Source organism: Mariprofundus micogutta (genome assembly GCF_001895085.1).
GTDB classification, from domain to species: Bacteria; Pseudomonadota; Zetaproteobacteria; order Mariprofundales; family Mariprofundaceae; genus Mariprofundus; species Mariprofundus micogutta.
In genome coordinates this window covers 1-23,967 of record NZ_BDFD01000026.1, presented here as the reverse complement: position 1 = coordinate 23,967, position 23,967 = coordinate 1, and the positions used below count along the sequence as shown (strand labels likewise).

General features: G+C 49.3%; 27 protein-coding genes. 8 read left to right on the top strand and 19 right to left on the bottom strand.

Features of this window, described 5'->3' with window-relative positions:
• The first annotated feature begins 532 nt into the window (after positions 1-532).
• Complete coding sequence (locus tag MMIC_RS11430) at positions 533-964, top strand: hypothetical protein (protein ID WP_072660613.1); 432 nt, start codon at positions 533-535, stop codon at positions 962-964.
• Here the strand turns inward: MMIC_RS11430 and ftsY are convergent.
• From ftsY to MMIC_RS11400, 6 genes are all read right to left on the bottom strand, one after another.
• On the bottom strand, positions 952-1,845 hold the full coding sequence (ftsY, locus tag MMIC_RS11425; protein ID WP_072660612.1) for a signal recognition particle-docking protein FtsY: 894 nt from the start codon (positions 1,843-1,845) through the stop codon (positions 952-954). The two genes, MMIC_RS11430 and ftsY, sit on opposite strands and share 13 nt — an antisense overlap.
• A gap of 38 nt (positions 1,846-1,883) precedes the next feature.
• Entirely contained in the window at positions 1,884-2,522 is a 639-nt protein-coding gene (locus tag MMIC_RS11420) for a hypothetical protein (RefSeq protein WP_072660611.1), read from the bottom strand.
• A 130-nt stretch (positions 2,523-2,652) separates the two neighbouring features.
• Positions 2,653-3,129 carry a copper chaperone PCu(A)C gene (locus tag MMIC_RS11415; protein ID WP_171966505.1) on the bottom strand — a complete coding sequence of 159 codons (477 nt, stop codon included), beginning with the start codon at positions 3,127-3,129 and terminating at the stop codon, positions 2,653-2,655.
• 61 nt (positions 3,130-3,190) lie between these two features.
• Positions 3,191-3,664 carry a Csp1 family four helix bundle copper storage protein gene (locus MMIC_RS11410; protein ID WP_072660609.1) on the bottom strand — a complete coding sequence of 158 codons (474 nt, stop codon included), beginning with the start codon at positions 3,662-3,664 and terminating at the stop codon, positions 3,191-3,193.
• Between the two features lie 23 nt (positions 3,665-3,687).
• Positions 3,688-4,803 carry a hypothetical protein gene (locus MMIC_RS11405; protein ID WP_072660608.1) on the bottom strand — a complete coding sequence of 372 codons (1,116 nt, stop codon included), beginning with the start codon at positions 4,801-4,803 and terminating at the stop codon, positions 3,688-3,690.
• A gap of 114 nt (positions 4,804-4,917) precedes the next feature.
• On the bottom strand, positions 4,918-5,325 hold the full coding sequence (locus MMIC_RS11400) for a hypothetical protein (protein ID WP_143144952.1): 408 nt from the start codon (positions 5,323-5,325) through the stop codon (positions 4,918-4,920).
• A gap of 94 nt (positions 5,326-5,419) precedes the next feature.
• Between MMIC_RS11400 and MMIC_RS11395 the strand changes: the two genes are divergently transcribed.
• The 6 genes from MMIC_RS11395 (at position 5,420) to MMIC_RS11370 (ending at position 9,763) form a co-directional block, all read left to right on the top strand.
• Entirely contained in the window at positions 5,420-5,926 is a 507-nt protein-coding gene (locus tag MMIC_RS11395) for a TlpA family protein disulfide reductase (RefSeq protein ID WP_083530583.1), read from the top strand.
• 84 nt (positions 5,927-6,010) lie between these two features.
• Positions 6,011-6,748, top strand: a complete 738-nt coding sequence (locus MMIC_RS11390) for a DsbC family protein (RefSeq protein WP_072660606.1) — start codon at positions 6,011-6,013, stop codon at positions 6,746-6,748.
• 24 nt (positions 6,749-6,772) lie between these two features.
• Complete coding sequence (gene rph / locus MMIC_RS11385; RefSeq protein ID WP_072660605.1) at positions 6,773-7,489, top strand: ribonuclease PH; 717 nt, start codon at positions 6,773-6,775, stop codon at positions 7,487-7,489.
• Positions 7,489-8,079, top strand: coding sequence for an RdgB/HAM1 family non-canonical purine NTP pyrophosphatase (rdgB, locus tag MMIC_RS11380; RefSeq protein ID WP_072660604.1), 591 nt, complete (start codon positions 7,489-7,491; stop codon positions 8,077-8,079). The genes rph and rdgB overlap by 1 nt, the downstream gene beginning before the upstream one ends.
• Positions 8,066-8,686, top strand: coding sequence for a uracil-DNA glycosylase (locus tag MMIC_RS11375; protein ID WP_072660603.1), 621 nt, complete (start codon positions 8,066-8,068; stop codon positions 8,684-8,686). Before rdgB ends, MMIC_RS11375 begins: the two co-directional genes overlap by 14 nt.
• Before the next feature lie 792 nt (positions 8,687-9,478).
• Positions 9,479-9,763 (top strand): PilZ domain-containing protein, encoded by a 285-nt coding sequence (locus tag MMIC_RS11370; RefSeq protein ID WP_072660602.1) that lies wholly within the window; start codon positions 9,479-9,481, stop codon positions 9,761-9,763.
• 75 nt (positions 9,764-9,838) lie between these two features.
• On the opposite strand, the gene MMIC_RS11365 is transcribed toward MMIC_RS11370, so the two are convergent.
• The 10 genes from MMIC_RS11365 to ribD form a co-directional block, all read right to left on the bottom strand.
• Positions 9,839-10,492 (bottom strand): lytic transglycosylase domain-containing protein, encoded by a 654-nt coding sequence (locus MMIC_RS11365; protein ID WP_227819501.1) that lies wholly within the window; start codon positions 10,490-10,492, stop codon positions 9,839-9,841.
• Between the two features lie 32 nt (positions 10,493-10,524).
• Positions 10,525-12,234, bottom strand: a complete 1,710-nt coding sequence (locus MMIC_RS11360) for a proline--tRNA ligase (protein ID WP_072660616.1) — start codon at positions 12,232-12,234, stop codon at positions 10,525-10,527.
• 124 nt (positions 12,235-12,358) lie between these two features.
• A complete protein-coding gene (locus tag MMIC_RS11355) occupies positions 12,359-13,186 on the bottom strand; it encodes an FTR1 family iron permease (protein ID WP_072660600.1) in 828 nt (275 codons plus the stop codon).
• Between the two features lie 2 nt (positions 13,187-13,188).
• Entirely contained in the window at positions 13,189-13,569 is a 381-nt protein-coding gene (locus MMIC_RS11350; RefSeq protein WP_072660599.1) for a Fur family transcriptional regulator, read from the bottom strand.
• Between the two features lie 104 nt (positions 13,570-13,673).
• Positions 13,674-13,862, bottom strand: coding sequence for a carbon storage regulator CsrA (csrA, locus tag MMIC_RS11345; protein ID WP_072660598.1), 189 nt, complete (start codon positions 13,860-13,862; stop codon positions 13,674-13,676).
• Positions 13,863-13,919: 57 nt separating this feature from the next.
• Entirely contained in the window at positions 13,920-15,146 is a 1,227-nt protein-coding gene (locus tag MMIC_RS11340; RefSeq protein WP_072660597.1) for an aspartate kinase, read from the bottom strand.
• Positions 15,146-15,565 carry an ExbD/TolR family protein gene (locus tag MMIC_RS11335; RefSeq protein ID WP_072660596.1) on the bottom strand — a complete coding sequence of 140 codons (420 nt, stop codon included), beginning with the start codon at positions 15,563-15,565 and terminating at the stop codon, positions 15,146-15,148. Before MMIC_RS11335 ends, MMIC_RS11340 begins: the two co-directional genes overlap by 1 nt.
• Positions 15,562-16,170 (bottom strand): MotA/TolQ/ExbB proton channel family protein, encoded by a 609-nt coding sequence (locus MMIC_RS11330; RefSeq protein ID WP_083530581.1) that lies wholly within the window; start codon positions 16,168-16,170, stop codon positions 15,562-15,564. The genes MMIC_RS11335 and MMIC_RS11330 overlap by 4 nt, the downstream gene beginning before the upstream one ends.
• A gap of 148 nt (positions 16,171-16,318) precedes the next feature.
• Positions 16,319-18,706 carry a DNA internalization-related competence protein ComEC/Rec2 gene (locus MMIC_RS11325; protein ID WP_227819500.1) on the bottom strand — a complete coding sequence of 796 codons (2,388 nt, stop codon included), beginning with the start codon at positions 18,704-18,706 and terminating at the stop codon, positions 16,319-16,321.
• Between the two features lie 67 nt (positions 18,707-18,773).
• On the bottom strand, positions 18,774-19,859 hold the full coding sequence (ribD, locus tag MMIC_RS11320) for a bifunctional diaminohydroxyphosphoribosylaminopyrimidine deaminase/5-amino-6-(5-phosphoribosylamino)uracil reductase RibD (protein WP_227819499.1): 1,086 nt from the start codon (positions 19,857-19,859) through the stop codon (positions 18,774-18,776).
• A gap of 61 nt (positions 19,860-19,920) precedes the next feature.
• On the opposite strand from ribD, the gene yaaA reads away from it, so the two are divergent.
• Complete coding sequence (gene yaaA, locus MMIC_RS11315; RefSeq protein ID WP_072660614.1) at positions 19,921-20,685, top strand: peroxide stress protein YaaA; 765 nt, start codon at positions 19,921-19,923, stop codon at positions 20,683-20,685.
• A 25-nt stretch (positions 20,686-20,710) separates the two neighbouring features.
• On the opposite strand, the gene MMIC_RS11310 is transcribed toward yaaA, so the two are convergent.
• The 3 genes from MMIC_RS11310 to metA form a co-directional block, all read right to left on the bottom strand.
• Positions 20,711-21,187 carry a response regulator gene (locus MMIC_RS11310; RefSeq protein WP_072660593.1) on the bottom strand — a complete coding sequence of 159 codons (477 nt, stop codon included), beginning with the start codon at positions 21,185-21,187 and terminating at the stop codon, positions 20,711-20,713.
• 136 nt (positions 21,188-21,323) lie between these two features.
• Positions 21,324-22,598: an O-acetylhomoserine aminocarboxypropyltransferase/cysteine synthase family protein gene (locus MMIC_RS11305; protein ID WP_072660592.1), complete on the bottom strand. Its 1,275-nt coding sequence runs from the start codon at positions 22,596-22,598 to the stop codon at positions 21,324-21,326.
• Positions 22,599-22,622: 24 nt separating this feature from the next.
• A complete protein-coding gene (gene metA / locus MMIC_RS11300) occupies positions 22,623-23,663 on the bottom strand; it encodes a homoserine O-succinyltransferase MetA (protein ID WP_072660591.1) in 1,041 nt (346 codons plus the stop codon).
• Positions 23,664-23,967 lie beyond the last annotated feature (304 nt).

Below are 23,967 nucleotides of genomic sequence, written 5' to 3'. Positions count from 1 at the left end.
CGGTCAACCTCATGCAGCGAAGGAATATCGCCGAATTGCTGGGAGGAAGCTCACCGCCTCCAAAGCGAAAACCGACCGTGAATCCTCGCCAGATGGCACTGCTCAATGCTTAACCGGACAGCAGTGAAATTGACTAATAAAATAGAACCTATGCCTCATACTCCCCCCCCTTACTTATAAACTATTACGCAATACAAAATGGTCGTCCAATAATGCAAAACCCAATGCATTGACTAAACAAACAGGCATCCCCATATATATATAGAATATAATTATAAGTTAATCAAACTTTTCTCATATTCTATTAATGCCTGAATAATCAATGAAATTGGGTAAATTGAATCGCCACTAGTTTTCTAGGCACTTCCGAGTGTCTTGTCTGGCCGATAGTCGACCCTCGTTCGAGTGCTTCTAACATCCCCATGCAGGACTCGAATGAGTAGCAGATGTCTACCAGATAGTATCGGAAACTTGACCGGTAATTCTTTTCGGCATTTACTATCAGTTTCAAATGGTGCTGGAGGGATAGAGTATGAAGAAGATCACGAGCAGACTTATCATTTCAGCATTGATTGTGAACCTGACGGCTTGCGGAACCATCTTTCATTCTGAACGCATGGGCCAACGCCACTCCGGAGAAATGGATATTAAAATAGCCGTGGCTGATGGTATCGGCCTGCTGTTTTTCATTGTACCCGGCATAATCGCCTTTGCTGTAGATTTCCATTACGGCACCATTTATTTGCCTTCGCGTTATGGTAAGAACGATACAGACAAATCATTTCGTTTGGTGAAAGCAGACAAAGAGATTACCCATGATTATCTGGAAGCACTGCTGACAAAAGAGCTGGGCCTGCATGTGGATTTGGATGCTGATTCAACCCTGACCAGTGAAAACGGCAGTCTGAATGACATTCGCCTGTTCAACTCGAAAGTAAGGGAACTCGCCTCTTATTCGGAGTAATCCGGCAACAGACCGCTGATAAATTCCTCAGCGTTAAATTCCATCAGGTCTTCCAGCGTTTCACCGACTCCGACATAGCGGATAGGCAGACCGAACTTGTGCGACAGTTGCAGCACTATGCCGCCTTTGCCCGAGCCATCGAGTTTGGTGACAATCAGACCTGAAGTGCCAGCCACTTCACGGAATTTTTCGACCTGAACCACGGCATTCTGGCCTGTGCCGCCATCAACAACCTGCCATACTTCATGCGGGGCATCGGGATAGGCTTTGGTGATCACACGGCGTACTTTGGCTAACTCATCCATCAGGCCGCGATCAGTCTGTACTCGCCCTGCAGTATCAACAATCACAACGTCGTAGTTTCGTGCCACGCCACGCTGTACCGTATCAAAGGCTACGGATGCAGGGTCTGCACCTTCATGCTGGCGCACCATATCGGCACCTGCCCGCTCCACCCATACTGCCAGCTGTTCGACTGCTGCTGCACGAAAAGTATCACCTGCACCAACCAGTACCGACTTACCCTGTTGGCGAAACATGGTCGCCAGTTTGCCAATCGTGGTCGTCTTGCCTGTACCGTTCACACCGACCACCAACAATACGAAGGGACCTGAATCAGCAAATTTGACTGCAGTCGCTTCAGGAATCATTGAGACCATGGATTCTTTCAGAGCCACAACAGATGCACCACGGCGCTTGCGAGCCTTCTGTACCAGTTGGCCAGATAATTCAGCACCGCAATCAGCCATGATCAGGCCATCTTCAATATCGATCCACCCCTCTTCGGAGAGCGCATCGACAGCACCACCGGGCACCATTTGTGCCAGTGTATCGCGACTGCGTGACAGGCCCTGTTTCAGCCTGGAAAAAAACGATGACATCTCTGCCCCCTGATTATCCTGAAATCTGTCTGGCTGTGTTAATCATCACGATCAGATGCAACTGGCATTTCCGGAATACCAATCAGCATATGCACAACATGAGTGACCAGTGTTTTATATTCCGAGGTACCGGCCACATCCTGCAATAAACCGGATGCTTCTCCCAACATGGACTGACCGTGATTCACCATCACCGCATCAATATCACCCGCCATGCCCTGCTGACCAAGCATGATCAGGCTGCTACCGGTAGCAGCAACCTCAATGGCATGGTTAAGCATGCGAATGGCATCTTTATCTTTGCTGCCAGTGGAAAGCGTTTTCATTGCTTCGATCAATAAGGTCGTATTATCTGCCAGCTCATGGGTCATTTTCATCAGTGGCTTACCGGCATTGCCCAACTTATGTAGCTGTGCCATTTCAGGCCCGGACATCGCCCGCTTCATCAAGTCGGTTGATTTTTCCAGCAAAACAGGGCCGCGATCCACACCATTGAGATTCATATCCGCACCCTGCGCCGCCATCTGCAGGGCATGATTAATCAGCATATGGATATGATGCATTTTCATTGTGTAAGAGAGATTATGCCTGGCTTCATGCAGTTCGTGGCGATCCAGTTCACAGGCGGACAGCCCCAGCAGGGCGGGCAAAAACAGCAGCCAAACAAAACGTTTCATGATTGCCCTCCTTCCCTGACAGATTTCAGATACAAAAATGGCGCCAATAACACTACTGCCATTGTCGCCATTCTGCTTCTCCTGCCTTGATCGGCAAGTAGTATTACTATTTCACACTGTGAAACTGAGATCAGTGACCGTGATGCTGACCATGCCCACTATGATCCATATTTTCCTGAGTATCACGCAAGTCACGCACTTCAGCATGCACCATGACTTTTTCACCAGCCGCGGTTTCGAGCGTCATCATGACATGCGCACCCGATTTCAACTCACCCGTCAGTCCGATCAGCATCAGATGATTGCCTCCGGTTCCAAAATGAAGTTCACCATGGGCAGGCACAATAACCTTGTCCATTTTCATCATGTGTACCATACCATTATGTTCGCTCGTGCTATGGAATTCCGGCTGTTTTGCAGCATCCGTTGTAATGCCTTTAATCTCGACATCCTGATCACCGGAGTTACGCATCACCATATAACCCGCTGCGGTATCAGCAACCGGTGGTGGCATACGCACCCAGGCTTTCTCAACAGTGATCTCTGCTGCAGCCAGTGATGGTAGTAACAGCATCAGTGCTGTCAGAATCATTACTTTAATTTTCATATTCATCCTCTTTGATTCGTGATTTGAGCGGGTAGCAGAACACTACCCCGCCCCATTCATTTTATACGGTGTAAGCTTTACACGCCTTGATGCAGGTAGCACACGCATCAGCACATGCTTTGCATGAAGCATGTTTCTCATGCTTGCGACACTCTTTCTCACAATCTCCACACACCTGAATACCGAGATCAATCATGGCTTTCAGGTATTTCGAGTTATACGAGGCCAGCTTTGCATGAGCCGTGCAGAATGCCATGGTCTCCTGCACACTGATTGCGCAATCAGCAAGAGTCGTATCACCGCTCTTGAAAGAGTCCAGACAGTGGTCAATACAAGCTTCAGCGGTTGCAACACAGTGATGCAATGACTTTGCCAGCTCCTGGTGTTTACCACCTGCAGCGTGATGATGATGCCCGGCCATACCTTCAGCCATAGCTGCTGTAGTGCCAAGTGTACTTGCTGCCAGTGCTGTAGCGCCCAGTGCACCCGCACCGATCAACATTTTGCGGCGCTCTTCAGAAATATTCTCTTGCATATTCATCTCCTTTTTTCGACTCATTAAAATGCTTTACTTAAACGCAGGAAGAACCAGTTGTCAGTCACCTGCTGTGTACCATTCACACTCTGGTAGACTGGAATGCGATATTCACCACTGACAGCGAAACCATCTCCAACCACCCACTGAAAGCCAGGAGAAATAAACAGCGAATTCAAACCTGTGTTCGCAACGTTATCCAGTACATTACGCGTAGGATTCTGGTAGGCAACCAGACCACTTCGATCAAGTGTCCCATCGCTAGAATCAGACTCGGATGAAATACCATTCAAATCCAGCTTTACATTAAACGCTGAAGTTACACGGTAACGTGCAGAGAGATCATAGTTCAGACGGTTGCCCACTTTATATCCCAGTGAGTTGCGCGTATTGGCCTGATAGAACAACGAGGGGGATAACAGGAAAAGCGCCCCGCCGTCTTCATGCTCACCAAATGCCATCGTGCCATTTGCAGCAAGAAAAGCATCCCACGAGCCGGTACCTGTCTGCATCATCATATGCACCAGCGCACCACTGCCGTTTCGAGCTAGATGATCACCCGTGGGTGCTTTAATACCAACACCGACTGACAAACGATGCCGCGTACGAATATCAGCATCCTTATAAACATCACGCATATAGATCAGTGACATATCACCAAAGCCTTCGATGGTATCCATTTTCATCATTGTATAAGTCGTTCTGGCCGGATTTCCCATCATCGGTGGCATCTTCATGCCCATCATCATTTCCATATCATTGATTAGATAAGGAACGGTCAGAATGAATGCGTTGTCTTCATCCATACGATAGGCGAAGTTGGCGGCGATCTTCTGCATTGTCATGTTGGTGGATACTGCATACATGGACATGCCTGAACCCATGGTGTTCGACAGCGGTGCCAGGTAGTGATCGATAACCTGTTTCGGTGCTATCTTTGTGGTTCCCTGCTTATTGGTTTTCATATACATCGTGTCGTACTGCAATGACATGGTCAGCCCGACATTGGAACCGACACCGTCAACACCGGCGGCGATGCAGCAGGAAAGGCCACACTCACTGGCCTGTGTCTGCTGATTAAAAGAAATGCTACTCATGACCAGCGCAGTCGCGATAGCCAGAGGTTTTAGATGATTCATGCTGTCTCCAGATTAATGTTTTATTGGCATACGCAACGGCAACGGGAACAGACTCCGGAAATCCAGCGCGCAGACGAACCGTCCGTTTGGACAGCCCGAAATTTTAGAAAAACATTAAGCCAGTTGTGGAGGGGGTAGCGGAACCTGCACGGCAGCCATCACCAGAAGTGTCACTGGTTTGATTGAAACCATGCTGGATGCATTACCAGCATGGAAGCTGGCAGAATCAATCATATGTGGTGCCAGAAGATGCGGAAGGGAATCAACACTGCGATGACAGCCACAGCCGCATTCAATGCGATCTTTCTGCCAATCGTTCATCAAGGCCATATGATGTTCATGGCCCGAATCAGCAGTAGCAGATTCATCATGATTAACATGGTGCGCATGCCCGTCAGCCATACTCTGCTCAGAAACCATGTCATGCTCAGGCATGGCACAGCTGGCAGCTTCCACACTCAATGGAGCACTGCTGATAATCAGCAATGTCCAGGCAAGGAAAACAGCGACGAATTTACGCATGACGCGGAATGATGGCGTGCGCACGTAACATCTGCAAGATTTCGCGATATCTGGCGACCAAGTGCGACAAAACAGGACTGAAACAGGAGCAATCATGCAGTATCGTTTTATTTATATTTTTATCATGTTCATGACTTTCATACCGGTTCAGGCGCACGCCTTCAGCTTTACTGATCTGGTTGGTGGCTCTAAGTCCGAGAGCGTTGCATTCAAATGGCAGGATCTGGACGGCAAATCCTATAATATGGCTCAACATGCTGGAAAACCTGTCCTTATCCATCTTTGGGCATCCTGGTGCCCGGCCTGCCGTGACGAGATGCCTGCCTTCACCAACTGGCTCAATCAACATCCTGAAGTCATTGCAATCCCTGTATCACTGGATCGTAATGGCAAAGATGCCGTTGATTTCCTCAAAGCCAACAACCTGGAAATGACTGTATTGCTCTCAGATGAAGTTCAGGCCAGAAACCTTGGTGCCCGAGCCCTGCCAACAACAATTGTCGTGGCAGCAGACGGCACAATCAAACGCCACTACAGGGGCGCTCACAACTGGGCTGATGAAAACCTTTCCAAGCAACTGTTAAACGAACTGCAGCCATAAACCCACTCCATCTCATCTTCATCGACCCTTCACAACCAGAGCATCACTCTGCATGATACAGGCATATTCAAATCTGGAGATAATATGCTCAAAACCATTCTGACCCTGACATTTCTTATTCTCTCTCTCTCAGCATGCTCCAATGAAAAAGAAGCAGCTAAACCCGCCACAGACAAACCTGCGCTGTCGCAACTGGAGCAGATCAAGCAGGCTATCCCGTCGCTGAATATTTCTGCTGTGCAGGAGACACCGATCAAAGGCTTATTCGAACTTCAGGTTGGCAGAACCATTTATTACAGTGATGCAGAAGGAAAATACCTTGTTTCAGGCGGCAATATTTTTGAAGTGGGAAGCCGTCGCAATCTAACGCGTGAACGTCTGGAAGAGCTCAACCGTATCGACTGGAGCACCCTGCCTCTGGATAAAGCTATCGTTTCCGGTGATGACAATGCCACGCTGAAACTGGCTGTATTTACTGACCCTGATTGCCCCTACTGCAAGAAGTTAGAAGAGGAACTGAAAAAAATGAGCGGCGTGAAAGTATACACATTCCTGTATCCGCTTGTTCAACTGCATCCGCAGGCACGTGCGAAAGCAGAAGCAATCTGGTGCAGCGAAGACCAGCACGACATGATGCTGAAAGTCATGGTGGACAAGTTCATCCCGGAAAAAGCCACGTGCACTACGCCGCTGGATGATATTGCAGCTGTTGCGAAGAAATTAAATATTAATGGCACGCCAACCATGATTGCTGGTGATGGACGTATTGCTGCAGGTGGTAAAGATGCCACTGCGCTCAAAGCCTGGCTCAATCATCAGTAATTAAAGATCAACAAGGATTATACCATGCGTGAAGACCGCAAGGCGGATGAACTCCGCCCTATTTCGATTGATACATCATTCAACCGTTATGCTGAAGGCTGTGCCCTGATTTCATTCGGCCACACGCGCGTGTTATGCACTGCCAGCGTAGAAGAAAAACAACCGCCATTCCTGCGTGCTACGGAGCAAGGCTGGGTGACCGCCGAATATGGTATGTTGCCCCGCGCAACCCATAGCCGTGGCGGACGTGAAGCCGCACGCGGTAAACAGGGCGGGCGCACTGTTGAAATCCAGCGTCTGATTGGTCGTTCACTCAGAGCTGTAGTTGATCTGGATATGCTTGGCCCCCGCTCGATCAGTCTGGATTGCGATGTACTTCAGGCTGACGGTGGTACCCGCACTGCCGCGATCACCGGCTGCTGGGTCGCACTGCGAATCGCAGTGAACAAGATGCTGACCGACGGGACTCTGGAACAGGATCCGGTTATCGGACAGCTGGCAGCAGTCAGCTGTGGGCTGGTCGATGGTCAGGCACTGCTCGATCTGCAGTACTCGGAAGATTCCCGGGCTGAAATGGATGCAAACTTTATCATGACACCAGAAGGCGGCGTGATTGAAGTTCAGGCTACCGCAGAAGACAAACCATTGCATTGGGATCAGTTCATGCAACTCAAAGCACTGGCTGACAAAGGCATTGGTGATCTGGCTGCCATTCAGAATGAGGCCGTTGCAAAAAGCTGATGGAGATTGTCGTCGCCAGCAATAACAAAAAAAAGCGTCATGAGATCCAGTCAATTCTTGGCACACTGGGAATTAAGCTGGTCGCAGCTGAAGATACGATTTCGCTAGATGTGGTTGAAGATGCCGATAGTTTTGCCGGCAATGCAAAAAAAAAGGCGGAAGCATTTGCCAAAGCCAATAACAAACCTGCTCTTGCCGATGATTCCGGCCTCTGTGTCGATAGCTTAAATGGTGCACCGGGCATCTACTCTGCCCGCTTTGCAGGCCCTAACGCCAGTGATCAGGATAATAATAGCAAGCTGTTAAAAGAGCTTGCCGACACAACAGAGCGCGATGCCCATTTTGTTTGCGCCCTGCATCTGGCCTTTCCTGACAGTGATCATTCGCTGACCACTGAAGGCAGTGTAGATGGTTTTATATCAGAACAGGCCAGCGGTTCCAGCGGATTTGGTTATGATCCCATCTTTTTCTCTCCGGAGCTTGGCAAAGCATTTGCAGATGCCACACCTGAAGAGAAGGCATCTGTTTCCCACCGTGGTCGTGCATTAAGGCTGCTGGCTGAAAAACTGCAGGCGAATGGCATCGTTTAATCCCAACTGTCGAAGCTGTTCGCGTCTTGCCGGGTTCCTCGATCAACTTAAAACAGAAAAACCTGATTATTTTAACGCGCCGGTAGATGCGTTTGGCGATAGTAATCCTAAACTGCTAATCATCGGGCTTGCTCCGGGCATGCATGGTGCCAACCGGACTGGTCGCCCTTTCACCGGAGATGCATCAGGGCATCTGCTGTATCAGACCCTGTTCGATCTTGGCCTGGCATCACAAGCTGAGTCGAAACATGCAAAGGACAAACTGGTTTTAAAAGGCGTACGCATCACCAATGCCGTGAAATGCCTGCCGCCCCAGAACAAGCCGGACACCTCTGAAATCAAAAACTGTAATGTGTATCTGATTGAAGAAATTAATTCGCTGCCAACAGCATGTAACATACTGGCACTTGGAAAACTGGCGCATGATGCAATTCTTCGCGCCTACGACCTCAAACTTTCCAGCCTCATATTTGCACATGCTGCCGAGCATAAACTGCCTGATGGTCGTAAGCTGGTCGATTCCTATCACTGCTCGCGCTACAACACCCAAACCCGCCGACTGACTGAGGCGATGTTTAAACAGGTTATCTTGCAGGCTGCCGGATAAACTTCAGCTTGATCAATCCTCATCTAAATAATACTTGACTTTTTTGCTCGGCTTCTATAATCTGGTTTCACTGATTGATGAAAATAGTTAGTCGGAGGTTCAGTTATGAAAAATGAAACACATGATGGTATGGAAGCTGTAGGTTTAGCCGTTGGCGGTGTAGGAACTGCATTAGCATTCTGGGCTGCCATTGCTTTGCTATAAGAATAACAATTTGTTTACTCATATTTAGCCCCGGTTCTCCGGGGCTTTTTTGTAATACACCTGAACTATTTCAATTCATAGAACCTGATAACTATCTTGTCTAACTGAACTTCTTCTTTTGGACTTCGATTCAAATAGTCGGAAGTCATTTAGACCTATACAGGCGAGAATCACAATAGTCACAAACATAAACGCGTTTCAGTTCGCCCTCTGAGTTCCATTCGACGTTGCGAATAGCATTTGATTTACAGTTTGGGCAAACCAAACCGCCAATTGTCATTACCCCGGGTATTTTAAGAAACTCACCTAAAGTCGGTAAATCTCCCCAATTCTCAACATCATCTGTTTTTTTGACCACAAGCTCAATTCAATTCCCCACCACAAATAATCATTGGTAAGTATAACCTATATTTCAAAGTTGTATGTCCCCCATTTGGGGGACATACAACTAAGGTCGTACGACCTATGCTTCGCTGCATGATTGACTGAAGCCGATTTGCCGGGCCATGCAAACCTCCAGATCCGTAGATCTGGCATATTAATCATGAGTGCTTTAACAGTTTAAAAAACACAAAGGAGGCAATAGCGTTGAAAGAGAACAAAAGAAAAGCGGAGCGTCGTCCTTACCATGATCAGGGTGGCGTCGATTTACACCACATTGCTTCAAATCTGAATTACAGGGCCAAACATGTGTATGATGTTTCAACCCTGGGTATCGGGCTGAATGTAAACGTATGGCTAGATCCGGGAGAGTGCATACGCCTTACCTTGAATCAGGGTGATTGTCATATTCAGCTACATGGACAGGTCGCATGGTGCAAACAGTCCGGCGATACTATCGAAGGCTTTGATATGGGTATCGTGCTTCAGTGACCTGTCACAATCAGATCAATTAAAGTAGAAAATCTATTTAAACTGACATCCCCAGAAAACCCGGAAAATCATTCGTTAAATTCCGGTATCGGTTGCTTTAAAGCGTTTCATCGCAGCAAAGATTTTATTGGGATATTTGTTTTTTCCAAGAGAGCCATTATAAGCACCCAGTGCCCGGTCCAGCTTTTTATAGCGATCTATATAATGCCTGAGAATTGCACAGCCATATCGTACATTGGTTTCGATCTCGAGCAGGTTATCATCCGAACTTCCTAACTCATTTTTCCAGAATGGCATCACCTGCATCAGACCGATTGCACCGACATTACTCACGGCAAAATGATCAAAACGAGACTCCACGGCAATTACACCGAGTATCAGTTCAGGCGAGAGATTAAACCGTTTGGCATAAATATATACCCAGCGCGCGATTGCCTCGGCTTCTGTCTGATCCGGCACCCAGGGTTTAATGGTTTGAATTATATCTTTCGTCCAGACCACCTGCTCATAATCCATCTCGCCAGCCTTGGCTTCCGGTTTGAGCATCTTGCGTAGCTGTTCTTTCTCTTCCGGTTTGATCTCAAGCAGGCCAACATTTTTCTCAATCAACTGTTTAACAGCCGACTGCGCCAGATACTGCTTGTCCTCGGTTGTACTGCTTAACCAGAGTGGAATGGATATCAGAAATCCAGCCACCATGACACCAGCCAGAATGGATTTCGGCGACATGCCTCCCAGTCGCTTTCTCAGTTCATCAGAATTCAGGCTGAATCCTTCTTCAACTGCATGATGGCAGCTGCCGCCACTTCACCAATTGGCATGGATTGACGACTGCCACCTCGCACGCCCATTTCAGCAAGCCCCTCCTTCAGGCTACGATCAGCAACCACCACCTGCACAGGCATGCCAATCAGTTCAGCATCCTTGAACTTCACGCCGGGACTCTCTTTGCGATCATCCCAGAGCACCTCTACGCCGCTCTCAATCAGTTGACTGTAAACCTGTTCAGATGCTTCAATCACAGCTTCGGATTTACCCATGGTAATCAGTGACACCTGAAACGGTGCAAGATTCGCTGGCCAGCATATACCGGAATCATCATTACATTGCTCAACCACCGCCGCCATCAGGCGTGATACACCGATGCCATAACAGCCCATCGTCGCAACAGCACGTTTGCCCTGCTGATCCTGAAACAGCACTTCCATCGGCTCAGCGTAACGTGTACCCAGTTCGAACACATGCCCAACCTCAATACCACGGGACAGTTCCATTGCAGCACCACATTTGCCGCAACTATCTCCGGCACGGGTTTCGCGCAGATCTGTAAATACAACATCACCCAGATCACGAGCCACATCCAGACCGGTCATATGAGTATCGAGTTTGTTTGCACCTGCCACGAGACCGGAAGCCGCTTTCAGACTGTCATCTATAATTACTCTTGCGCTCAGTCCCGCAGGGCCTACAAAACCAGTAATACCACCAATAGATATTACCTCGGCATCGCTTGCCAATTCCACGGAATCCGCACCTATAGCATGAGCCAGTTTTATTTCCTGCAACTGATCGTCACCGCGCAGACAGGCTGCAACGATTTCACCATCATTTTCTCCACCCACCGCACGATACACGAGCGTTTTCACCAACTGTGCAATATCACAATTCAGAAAAGCTGAAACTTCCTCTGCAGATGTGGCATTCGGTGTATCAACAAGCGTCAATTCACCCGGTTCTGACTGAGGCATTGAACGACTCGAAACTGCCTTCTCCACATTCGCTGCATATTCACAGGATGAGCAGTGAGCAATCAGATCTTCGCCCGATTCAGCCAGAACATGAAACTCATGAGAATTGTTACCACCAATGGAGCCTGTATCAGCTTCAACAGGACGGAACTTCAATCCCAGACGCGTGAATATCCTGCAGTAGGTATCGAACATATTCTGATACTCTTTAGACAAACACTCGGCATCCGCATGAAAAGAGTAGGCATCCTTCATCATGAATTCACGACCACGCATCAAGCCGAAACGAGGGCGGATTTCATCGCGAAACTTGGTCTGTACCTGATACAGGTTCATCGGCAACTGCTTGTACGAGCGTAATTCACGGCTGACCAGATCACAGATTACCTCTTCATGTGTCGGCCCCAGGCATGATTCATGATTATGGCGATCATTGAACCGCAGCAGTTCCGGTCCGTATTTCTCAAGGCGCCCGGATTTATTCCACAATTCGGTCGGCTGCACGGTTGGCATCAGCAATTCCTGGGCACCGGAACGATCCATCTCCTCACGCACCACGGCTTCAATCTTGCGCAATACACGCAAACCGATCGGCAGATAATCGTATACACCAGATGTAACACGGCGGATAAAACCGGCTCTTAGCAGTAGCTTATGCGAAATGACTTCGGCATCTGCCGGATCATCTCTGAGGGTAGGAACAAAATATTTTGAATATCGCATGGCATGAAGCATAGCGGGCGATTCTTCATTCAGGTAGTCCCGACATTGACCCCTGTTTTGATCGTTTTTTAGCGATCCTGACAAACCAGACTTTCACCTGCTCATGGAGCAGTAAACGATTGGCTCAGGCTGCAGCAACCTGGTCCACTTTACGATGCTGCATGCGATAGTAAATCGTGCCCATCAGGGACAGGGATGCAGCAAACACAATCACCTGCAGCGCACTCGGCTGATCATCATAGCCCATCAACACATGCAGCAGCTCACCAATCAGGCTGCTTTGTGACAGCAGTGCTGAACTATTCCAGAGCGGATCAACCAATGGGGGTAACATGCCGATCACAACCAGATTCCATGCTCCCTGAGAAGCCATTCCTGCTGCCAGCAACATCAGTAACCAGCCGGCAACCGAGAATAATTTATTCACTGGAACATGTACCAGCCCCAGATACAACAACGTTCCAACCATTAGTGCGGCAACTGCACCCAGCAGTCCGCCGGTTAGCATATCATATCCATCCTGAGCCACACTCTGTGCCGCACCAAAGAGAAAGAATGCAGCTTCTGCCCCTTCTCGCATCACAGCAGAGAACGCCACGATCATCAAAGCCGTTTTTGGCAACGCCCCTTGCATGACTGAAGTTCCCATCTGTTTCATGCGCTGGCTCACTTCACGACCGTGTCTGCTCATCCAGAACACTGTCCAGGCAATCATAAGTGAAGCGGCAAACAGTACGATAGCATTGAATATAAATTCCCCATCGCCTTCGAAGGAATCTTCAAGGTTCTCCATGAACAGGCCGAAAAACAGGGCACCGATCAAGCCGCCAATGACACCAAAACCAATCCATTGCCTTGAACCAATCAGGCCTTTCGTGGCTGCCATCAATACACCGACAACCAGCACCATCTCCAGCATTTCACGAAAAACAATAATAAGTGATGAAATCATCTCTACTCCTGACTGCAGCTTTTGCAGCGCCCGAACATTGTTAACTGATGTCCGCTTAATTCGAATCCACGCTCTTGGGCTGCAACAAGTTGTAATGCCTCTATCGTTGCATGCGTGAACTCTTCAATGTGTCCGCACTCGGTGCAGATCATGTGATCATGGTGTGCCTTGTCGGCACGTTCGTAGCGCTTCTTATCTGCCAGTTGTATCGAATCGAGCAAGCCCGCTGCTTCAAGGGCTGCAAGGCCTCTGTATACGGTTGCAATACCGACAGACTGACCTGCATCAGACAATGCACGTGCAACTTCGTCTGCATCCCAGTGCCGGTTGGATGCGTTGATCAGGTCAAGAATGGCCTGTCTGTGTTGGGTAAGTTTTACCATGGATAGAAATGATAATCATTATCATTATCATGTAAAGCGGTAAGATTGCTCCCTACATAAAAACAGCCGGAATAACCCGGCTATAAAAAGACTTGTAACTGTAATCAGGTGGCTGCAGCCGGAATAGCGTTGTTACTATCCTCGACTTCTACGCGCTCTTCGCGATTCACACGAACTTCCCGTGGAGCATCAATACCAATACGTACCTGGCCACCCTTCACGTTAAGCACCTGAATCTGAATGTTGTCTCCGATAGCAATCGCCTCGCCCTTCTTCCGTGTCAAAATAAGCATAGATTCTCCCGTGCTTAAGTTAATAGACTACTATCCAGAATAACGCAAGGAAAAGTCTTATATAGAATCGACCGCAAGATCCAGGCCAAAAGCACTGTGCAGGGCACGTACAGCCAATTCGATGTACTTCTCTTCAACAACTACAGTAACCTTGATTTCACTGGTGGTGATCATCTGAATATTCACACCCTCACCAGCCAGCACCTGGAACATCTTTTGCGCCACACCGGCATGAGATCGCATACCCACACCAATCACAGACACCTTGGCAACGCCATTATCACCTTTCAAATCCCTTGCACCCATGGAGTCGCGCAGACTGGCCATGATCTGCATGGTCTTGTGATAATCGCTACGAGGTACGGTAAAGGTCAGGTCAGTATGTCCCTCTTCACTGACGTTCTGCACAATCACATCCACATTGATACCGGCCTCGGCCACAGGACCGAATACATTGGCTGCAATGCCGGGATGGTCAGGAATACCTACAATGGTGATTTTGGCTTCATCGCGATTATAGGCCACGCCTGAAATTTCTGCTCGTTCCATAGTTTCATCCTCTTTACTCACCATCGTTCCGGCAACCAGATCAAAACTGGAGCGCAAATGTATCGGCATCTGATAACGCATTGCCAACTCTACAGAGCGCGTCTGCAGCACCTTTGCTCCAAGCGATGCGAACTCCAGCATCTCCTCATAGGAGATCTGATTGATTTTTTGTGCTTTCTCAACAATGCGCGGGTCAGTGGTATAAACGCCATCCACATCGGTATAGATATCACAAACATCTGCCTCTACAGCAATGGCCAGAGCAACAGCTGACGTGTCAGAACCACCACGTCCCAGTGTTGTAATATTGCCTTTTTCATCAACACCCTGAAAGCCTGTCACAACAGCCACTTCATTGGCTGATAAACGTTCCATCAGATGGCCTGCCTCAACACCTTTAATGCGGGCACGCACATATTTACCATCCGTTTTAAAACCCGCCTGTGCACCATTAAATGAATAAGCGGTAATACCGCGCTTCTGCAACTCAATTGCCAACAGCGCTGCACTCACCTGCTCCCCGGTTGCGAGCATCGCATCGAGTTCACGTTCAGCCGGTGCATCAGTGATCTCGTTGGCCAGGCCAATCAAACGATTGGTTTCACCACTCATGGCCGAAACAACAACGGCAACCTGATTGCCGCGATTCAGTTCCGCCTCAACAATATCGGCTGTGCTTCGAATACGCTCCAGACTACCGACAGAGGTGCCGCCGAATTTCTGCACAATACGCATTATTGTGTCTCCTCATTGCTAGTAGAAACAGTGGCAATACCGATTTTACTCATTTCCAGCCCCCGCAGGGTATCGAGCACATAAACCACGCGTTTATGGCGCGCATCAGAGTCAGCACGTAATACGACACGCACATTCGGATCGCCTTTAGAGATATTCAGAATGCGCTTGCGCAAATCGGTATCCTGCACCGCTTCATCCTGAACATAGATCTGACCTTTGGCATTGATGCTGATGGTGACCTTTTTCATCTCATTTTGTTCAGCAGTAGCCTTGCTCGATGGAAGGTCCAGTTTAAGACTGGATGAAACACTGAAACTGGTGGAAACCATGAAAAAAATCAGCATCAGGAAAACGACGTCGACCAGTGGCGTAATATCCACCAGGAAATCCGCGCGTTTTTTCTGACGTAGTTTCACGCCCGCTCACCTTTCAGCAGTTCCACGAATCGCAATGCGTGATGTTCAATTTCAAGCACAAAACGATCCACACGTGATTCATAATATCGGTAAGCAACAATCGACGGAATTGCCACAGAAAGACCGAAAGCCGTGGTATTCAGTGCTTTTGAAATACCTCCGGCCAACACATCGGCCTTACCAACACCAACCAGAGAAATCTGCTGAAACACTTCAATCATACCGATCACCGTGCCCAGCAAACCCAGCAGCGGTGCGATTGCAGCAATCACACCGAGTACACCGATAAAACGATCCATATGCGCCACTTCCTGACGTCCGGACTCTTCCAGTATCTCTTTCATCACAGCACGATGTACACCGCGATTCGCCAAAGCCACCCACAGGATGCGACTCATGGCAGTATTGTGCTGCTTGCATGCTTCCATCGCAGTCTTCACATCACCATCACGAACAGCCGATTCAATTTTCTTTACTTCATTGAGAGGAATAACAACTGAGCGACGCAGACTCCAGCCGCGCTCAAAAATAATAGTCAGTGACAGGATCGATGCCGCCAGCAGGATATACATCACTGCCCCGCCCTGTTGAATAAACTCAAACACTCAAACCTCCATGCACAGCATCAGTGCTGTTCGCCACGTTGCTTTTCAGCCATAAACCAAGAATTGGACGCAATTATGGGTATGGTGCCTCAAGATGTCACCAACCAGCCAAGATAATCGTAGCTTATTCCCCGATTTACTCCGCCAATCAGTCCTTAAACTCTTCGATCCACCACTGGCGAGCCATATCCCGGCGAGATTGCCGCTGAATATTCCACTGCGACATCGAGCCAGTCAGGTCTTCCTGGGCAAGATTCAACACCAGAGTACCAGAGCTGCTATTCTTCACCACTGCCCCGGCGGCCTGATAAGCCTCAACCACATATTTATCTGGGAATCCATATCGGTTATTTAACCCTGTCTGCGCCACGACCAGAGCGGGAGAAAGTGTTTTGATAAAGTCTGCATGATTGGATGTACGACTGCCGTGATGCGGCATAAGCATCATATCCACAGGTTTAATGCCATCGTCCAGCAGCTCTCTTTCCACGGCCCGTTCAATGTCACCGGGCCAGAGCAGGCTTTTATCGACCAGCTCAAGCCGTGCTACGAGTGAAGCATTATTACGGTTTGCCGGGGAAAATCCTAACGGCGGCCACAAGATGGAGATTTTGTAATGCTCACCGATAAAAGTATCACCTTTCGCCAGCCAGCGAACAGATATGCCACGCTTACCTGCTTCCTCAAGTATCAGTCTCACTGCCACTGAATCATGCGCCGAAGGCACATCTGAAAGCCAGATTTCAGTGACTTTATTCACCCCCTGAATCAATGAGAGTGCACCACCCAAGTGATCTGACTGGGCATGACTGAGCAGCAATGTATCAATGTGCGATATACCAAGGCTTCGCAGACCGGCGGCAACAGTCGTTCCCCCATTAAATCTGCTGCCTGCTCGACCCGGCGCATCGACCACCACGACGCGGTTTCCCGGCAACAACAGCGCAGAAGAGGCTCCCTGCCCGACATCCCAGACTATCCAGGTTGGCCTGTTGATTTGATTCTCGGATAATACAAACGACAGGTAAGCTACCAGAGCAAGTAACATGACCGCGGCACTCCATTGCGAAGACCCTTTGAACAGCAACCAGCCGCTCATCATCAGACCTGCAAAGTATAAAAAGGCCAACCAGAGGGGCGGAGTGACCGCCCAAAGCTCGCCAAGTGGCAAATCCACCAGCCATTGCAAGGTGCTGATACCCGCCTCAACAACCAGACTGCTTAAGCCCATCAATGTGGATGCCACATCCAGTAGGCCAGATATAGCGAACAATTCAGCCAGCAGCGCCAACGGTAAAACAAGCAACCCGTACAGTGGGACAAGCAGCAGATTTGCAGGCAGGCTATAAACAGGTATTCGCCCGAATGTAGCAACTATCAGAGGCAAAGTAGCCAGGGTCGCAATCCATGATATCCATAACAGCATGCGCAGTGCAGCCAGAAGCCTTTGCCATCCTGAGTCATCCCGCTCTTCGCGGCCAACACCTGCCCAGAGCAGAAGAGCGGCAGTGGCAACAAAAGAGAGCCATAACGACAATGAAACCAGGGCTGAAGGATCAAATAGAAGAATCAATGCCAGCGCAGTCAGTAAGGTATTGATCGGCTGCATGCGGGAAGAAAGAATCCAGGCCAGCACTCCCGCGCTCAGCATAAATAGCGCGCGCTGAGCAGGAATAGGGAGTCCGGCAATCACAGCATAAGCTGCCGCAGCCAACAAACCACCGGCCAGAGCCAGTTTCCGCACCGGCAAATGTACAATCCATGCCTCACGACGCGTTAACAACCACCAGCATAAGGCAAAGACGCAAGAGGCCACCATACCGACATGCATACCAGAAATAGCGAGAAGATGGGCAGCACCCGTTGCGGAGAAGCTCCGGTTCACCTCTGTATCAATCTGACTCCGGTCACCCAGAAGAATCGCATGTAACACACCGGCTGCACGGGAGTCCTGAGCAGAAATGGCCAGCCGGACGCGTTGACGCAGCTGATCAAGCCACGACTGCGAGTCCGCTAATACCTGCACATTACCCCTGATACTACCAATCAAGGCAATACCCTGATCAAAACACCAGGACTGATAATCAAAACTACCGGGATTCAAGTAATTGCGTGGCAATCGCCAGGATACATTTGCCTCTATCGTTTGCCCGGCCCGCATCAGGAACTGCTGTTTGCCGTACATATAGAGCAGAGCTTTACCATTGGATAAGCTGCCATCACTGTGCGACACCTTACTGACAAGCAGGCGCGAATAAGCGCCATACCTTTCCACCCGTTCGACCGCACTGGTGACAAGCATCGTTTGACTCAGCCAGCTTTCATCAACGGCAACAGCACGTGCATCCAGCATCAGGTCGGCAGCCCCCCATAAACCACCCATGATCAGCAATAGAACTGCAGCCTGTTTTTTCAGGTAGAGGCATGCGCATGCAATAATCAACAGCACAAGTAGTGAATAGTGCGGGCTGAACAAATCACTACGTGCCAGTGTCAGCCCTGCCACCCATGCAGCTACGGGCCACAATAAAGGCATGCGTTCTAAATTGAGCAATAATATGTCTGCGGCAGCTCCCGTAGTCTGCCCACTGACGGGTGTGGCTCTACTCGGGATAGACCACCCGGCCGCGAATCATCTGATCATTGCCAAGCTGTACGCGTTCAACCTGATCCAGACGAATCGCCTGTGAAATCGTTTCAATACCATGACCGCCCCACAGACTCACAGCATCCCTGCCACCGATAATCATCGGTGCCTGATAGAGCACCATCTCGTCGGTAATCCTGCCATCCAGAAAAGAGGTATGTAGCGCCCCCCCGCCCTCCAGCATCAGTTGCAGGCGACCATCATCACCCAGTTGTTGCAGAATGGATAACAAGCTGTCGGCACGCAGGACCTCAACACCACCATCCCGCCACTGCTGTGCATACTCATTAAGATTGCGCACGTACAATCGACTCGGCGCTTCATCGGAGAGCAGTTTGCAGTCAGGATTAAATACGGGGGTATCAAAACATAGTGCCACCCTGAGCGGCACATCACCCACCTGTTCGGCATCACGAACCGTTAACGATGGGTTATCATCCTTCAGGGTGCCTGCCCCGACAATAATCGCATCACTGACAGCGCGAATAGCATGCGCATGGGCGCGTGATTCCGGACCAGTGATCCACTGCGAGTGGTGGCTACGCGTTGCCAGTTTGCCATCAAGCGATATGGCAGCCTTACCGATCACATAAGGGCGTCCGGTTTTAATATAATGAAAGAACGGGCGATTAAGTTCATCGGCCTCAGCACGAAGTACTCCGGCGGTAACTTCTACATGCATCGCTTGCAGCACCTTGCTGCCACCGGCCATATCCGGATTGGGGTCGGATGAAGCATAAACCAGATGTTTGATACCTGCATTTTTGATCGCAGCTGTGCATGGAGGGGTACGCCCATACGCAGCACACGGCTCAAGTGTCACATAGATCGTGCCACCTTTGGCCTTCTCACCGGCCTGTTGCAAGGCCATCACTTCGGCATGCGGACCACCGGGAATCTCGTGCCAGCCTTCACCGACAATCTCGCCATGATTCACCACAACCGCGCCCACTCTCGGATTCGGATGTGTTGTGCCGATGCCTCGCCTGGCCAATTCAATGGCGCGTGCCATCAAGGCTTCACATTGTTGATTCACTTCCACGCTGTATACCCTTCCTGACGGTAAGATTTATTCTTCCTGATTCCAAGCATAGTATATGCACATGCTAATTGTCATCTCACCAGCAAAAAAACTTGCATATAGCAAGCCTTCACCCACTGCCAGGTTCACGCAGCCACAGTTTCTCGATCAAGCTGCCGCATTGATTGATATCATGCGGGAAAAAGACAGTTTCGAAATTGCCGACTTGATGAAGTTGTCCATGAAGCTGGCCGATCTGAATATGCAGCGCTATCAGGAGTGGCACAGGCCATTCACCACTGAAAATGCCAAACAGGCACTGTTCGCTTTTTCGGGCGACGTTTATCAGGGACTGGATGCAGAGACATTAAGTGCCGGTGATATCGATTTTGCACAGGATCATCTCTGTATCCTGTCCGGCCTTTACGGCCTGTTGCGGCCACTGGATCTGATGCAAGCCTACAGGCTGGAGATGGGCACAAAACTGGCCGGTGATCATGGCCGTAACCTTTACGAATTCTGGGGTTCAAGCATTACGCAGGCAATCAATGAAAGGATTGCTGCACAGGGTGATAAAATTCTGATTAATCTTGCCTCGAATGAATATTTCAGCTCGCTTCAAACATCCGATGTTCGGGGCAATATCATCACGCCGGTATTTAAAGAGTTACGCAACGGGGCCTACCGCATCATCAGTTTCAATGCCAAAAAGGCACGCGGTTACATGAGTCGTTATATTATCGAAAACAGATTGACTGAACCGGAAGAGCTTAAAGCATTTGCTATCGCCGACTACGCCTTCAATGCGGACATGTCCTCTGACAATGAGTTTGTTTTTACCCGCTAAGGGCGGCCTGATTACCTCAGCCCCTCTACCTCCTGGTTGCGGGCTCGACATCACAATCAAGACAATCCAGTGGACAGTTCCATTTGCTTTGAGTGAAGCTGTCCACTAATGGCTTGCATGTTGATCGTCCTGCCGAAGGACCTTCCTGCTCGCACTTCTCAATAGCCATAGCTATATCAAGTAATTTATTGGGAAGGAATGGCTTGGCAAGGAAGTGGCACGGCCTTTTCTGAGACGTTGCATCAGTTCCATCAAAACCTGAAATTACTACAAACCTTTGATCCGGATACGTTTCCCTTATCTTGTCCATCAACTGATATCCGCTCATCTGAGGCATTCTGACATCAGTGATAATAGCAACGGGCATTATATACCCATCTGCATTGACGAACTCGAGGTATTCAAGTGGATTAGCATAAGCAACAGCTTCGTAACCCGCATCCTTCAGCACCTCAGAAGCAAAGGTTCGAACAATTTCCTCATCGTCAATAATATGAAACATTGCATCATGATAACAGACATTCACAGCATATTACATTGATAAAGTCCGCATCGTAACAGAAGTGAGCAGTTGAACTGCGAGGGGTGTAGCAGAGCCGTCCCCCTCGCAGTTTATTTTCGCAACAGATTATACTCTGTTATGCAGTAGCAAGCGCCAGAGCCTGATCAATATCAGCGAGAATATCGTCAATGTGTTCGATGCCGATACAGAGGCGAATCATGTCCGGTGTCACGCCTGCAGTAACCAACTCATCTTCGGAGAGCTGACGATGGGTGGTGGATGCAGGATGTGCAGCCAGCGATTTGGTATCACCAATATTCACCAGCCTCTTGAACATACCAAGCGCATCATAGAACTTCTCAGCCACTTCAAAGCCGCCTTTCACGCCAAAGGTAAGCAGTGCAGAGGGAAGCCCGTCACAATATTTCTGCGCCAAAGCATAGTAAGGCGAATCAGACAATCCGCCATACTGCACCCAGTCCACATCCGGATGATTTTTTAGATGATTTGCAACGGCAATAGCATTCTCACAGTGGCGCTCCATGCGCAGTGTCAGTGTCTCAATGCCCTGCAGAATCAGGAAAGCATTCATCGGGCTCAGTGCAGAGCCGGTATTGCGCAGTGGCACAGTACGGGCACGACCTATAAATGCTGCAGGGCCTAGTGCCTCGGTATAAACCACACCGTGATAGGCTGCTTCAGGCTCGTTCAACATCGGGAATCGTTCTGCATGTTCAGCCCAGGGGAACTTGCCGGAATCAACAATCATGCCACCCAGAGAATTACCATGACCGCCCATATATTTGGTTAGTGAATAGACCACAATCGATGCACCGTAATCAATAGGGCGAATCAAAGTCGGTGCCACAGTATTATCGACAATCACAGGAATGCCGTGGCGGTCAGCCATGGCACAGATCGCTTCGATATCAACAATATTTCCAGCCGGATTGCCGATTGATTCACAGTAAATGGCCGAGGTTTTATCATCGATCAGGGCCTCAAGAGCTGCCGGACTGTCATCCTCGGCAAAACGCACATCAATGCCCTGACTCGGCAACATATGGGCAAACAGGGTGTAGGTACCGCCATAGAGCATCGGTATCGTGACAATATTGTTGCCCGCTTTGGCAATGGTCTGGATCGCATAGGTGATCGCAGCACTGCCTGAACTAACGGCCAGACCGGCAATGCCACCATCGAGTTCCGCACAACGTTTCTCCAGCACATCGGAAGTGGGATTCATAATGCGCGTATAAATATTTCCGGGCACAGCAAGATTGAACAGGTCGGCGCCGTGCTGGGCATTATCGAATTCGTAAGCCACAGTCTGATAGATCGGCACCGCAACAGACTTGGTGGTTGGGTCGGTCTCGTAACCGGCATGAATGGCAATGGTTTCAGTTTTCATCTTCTCTCCTCTTGATTGCCTGAATCAGGCAGATCTGTTCTGCGAGCGTTGCCGCTCAAAATTTGTTTTCTCATATACAAGACCCAGCCAGTTATTGACAATCGACTTGGCCGTATCACGCCAGGTGTTATCCAGTAGCGGTTCAAGATGCGCTTCCGGAAAGGCCGGAGGCTCAGTTCCCTGCTCAAGTGCATCAAGCAGGGTCAGACGATAGTGCTCTGTTATCGCGATAGCATCGTCACAGAAATAAGCTTCAGGCAACGGCGGATAATCATCTCGTTCGCCGAATTTATAACGGCACACCTCGCGCTTGTACTCCTTAAGCAGGCTGTTGGTATCATATTCCGGGTGCCCCTGAAAAAAGACCATGCTGAACTGATCAGGGCTGACCGCCATATGCACACCAGCCACATCACTCTCTATCAGAATGGTCAGTCCGGCCCGCTCCAGCGGCTCTTTATAAATCGCATTGAAACGCGAATGCGGCACATCAAAACGGGTATTGATATCGCGCAGCAACGGATGCTCCTGATGTACAATCCGATGTGGATAAACACCCCATAACTTGGCAGCCATCGGCTCGCGATCAATATGGTAGAGCTGCTTGACCAGAGCATGCGTGGCAAGGCAGGAACAAAGTACTGATGTGACATTCTCTCCGGCCCATGCAACGACCTCTTTCAGTGGTTCCCAGAAAGGCTCCTGATCCAGCGATGGATTGGAGACATTGGCACCGGTGACAATAAGCGCATCCAGCCCCATCGCCTTGATTTCATCAAAGCTGTTATAGTAATGGTTGATGTAATCCTGACTCTCTTCACTGCGTTCAAGCCCTTCAACCGTAAAGGGATGAACGTAAAACTGCACGATCTGATTGCAGCTGCCGACCAGCCGCATGAACTGAATTTCAGTGGCGATCAGGGCAGCATCGGGCATCATATTCAGCAGCCCCACGTGCAGCTCACGAATATCCTGATGCAGCGCCTGCTTCAGTGTCAGTACTTTTTCACCGCGCTGGCGCAGCTTCTCGAATGCTGGCAACGATGTATGCTCAACCAGTGGCATAAATGAAAGCCCCTCCCTCTACTTTCGTGCATTCCCCACGAAACTTAATGACAAGCTAGTTTTTTTTACGCGCATTGGAAAGTGACGGGGACAAGTTAAACATGCTCTCGCCTCTATTTTCACTCAACATATTTCACCTTGCATCATCCGGATGAATGTATTCGTTGCATATGGCATAGTATTTTCCAATCCGTAAATGAGTCTGAAAGCTGATCGCATGGTTTATAGTTCATGCTGCCTCGTTGTTCTGCCCAAAGATTGTTTTGAACAAGGTTTTGCGAGCGTTTCGTAAATGCTTCCATGC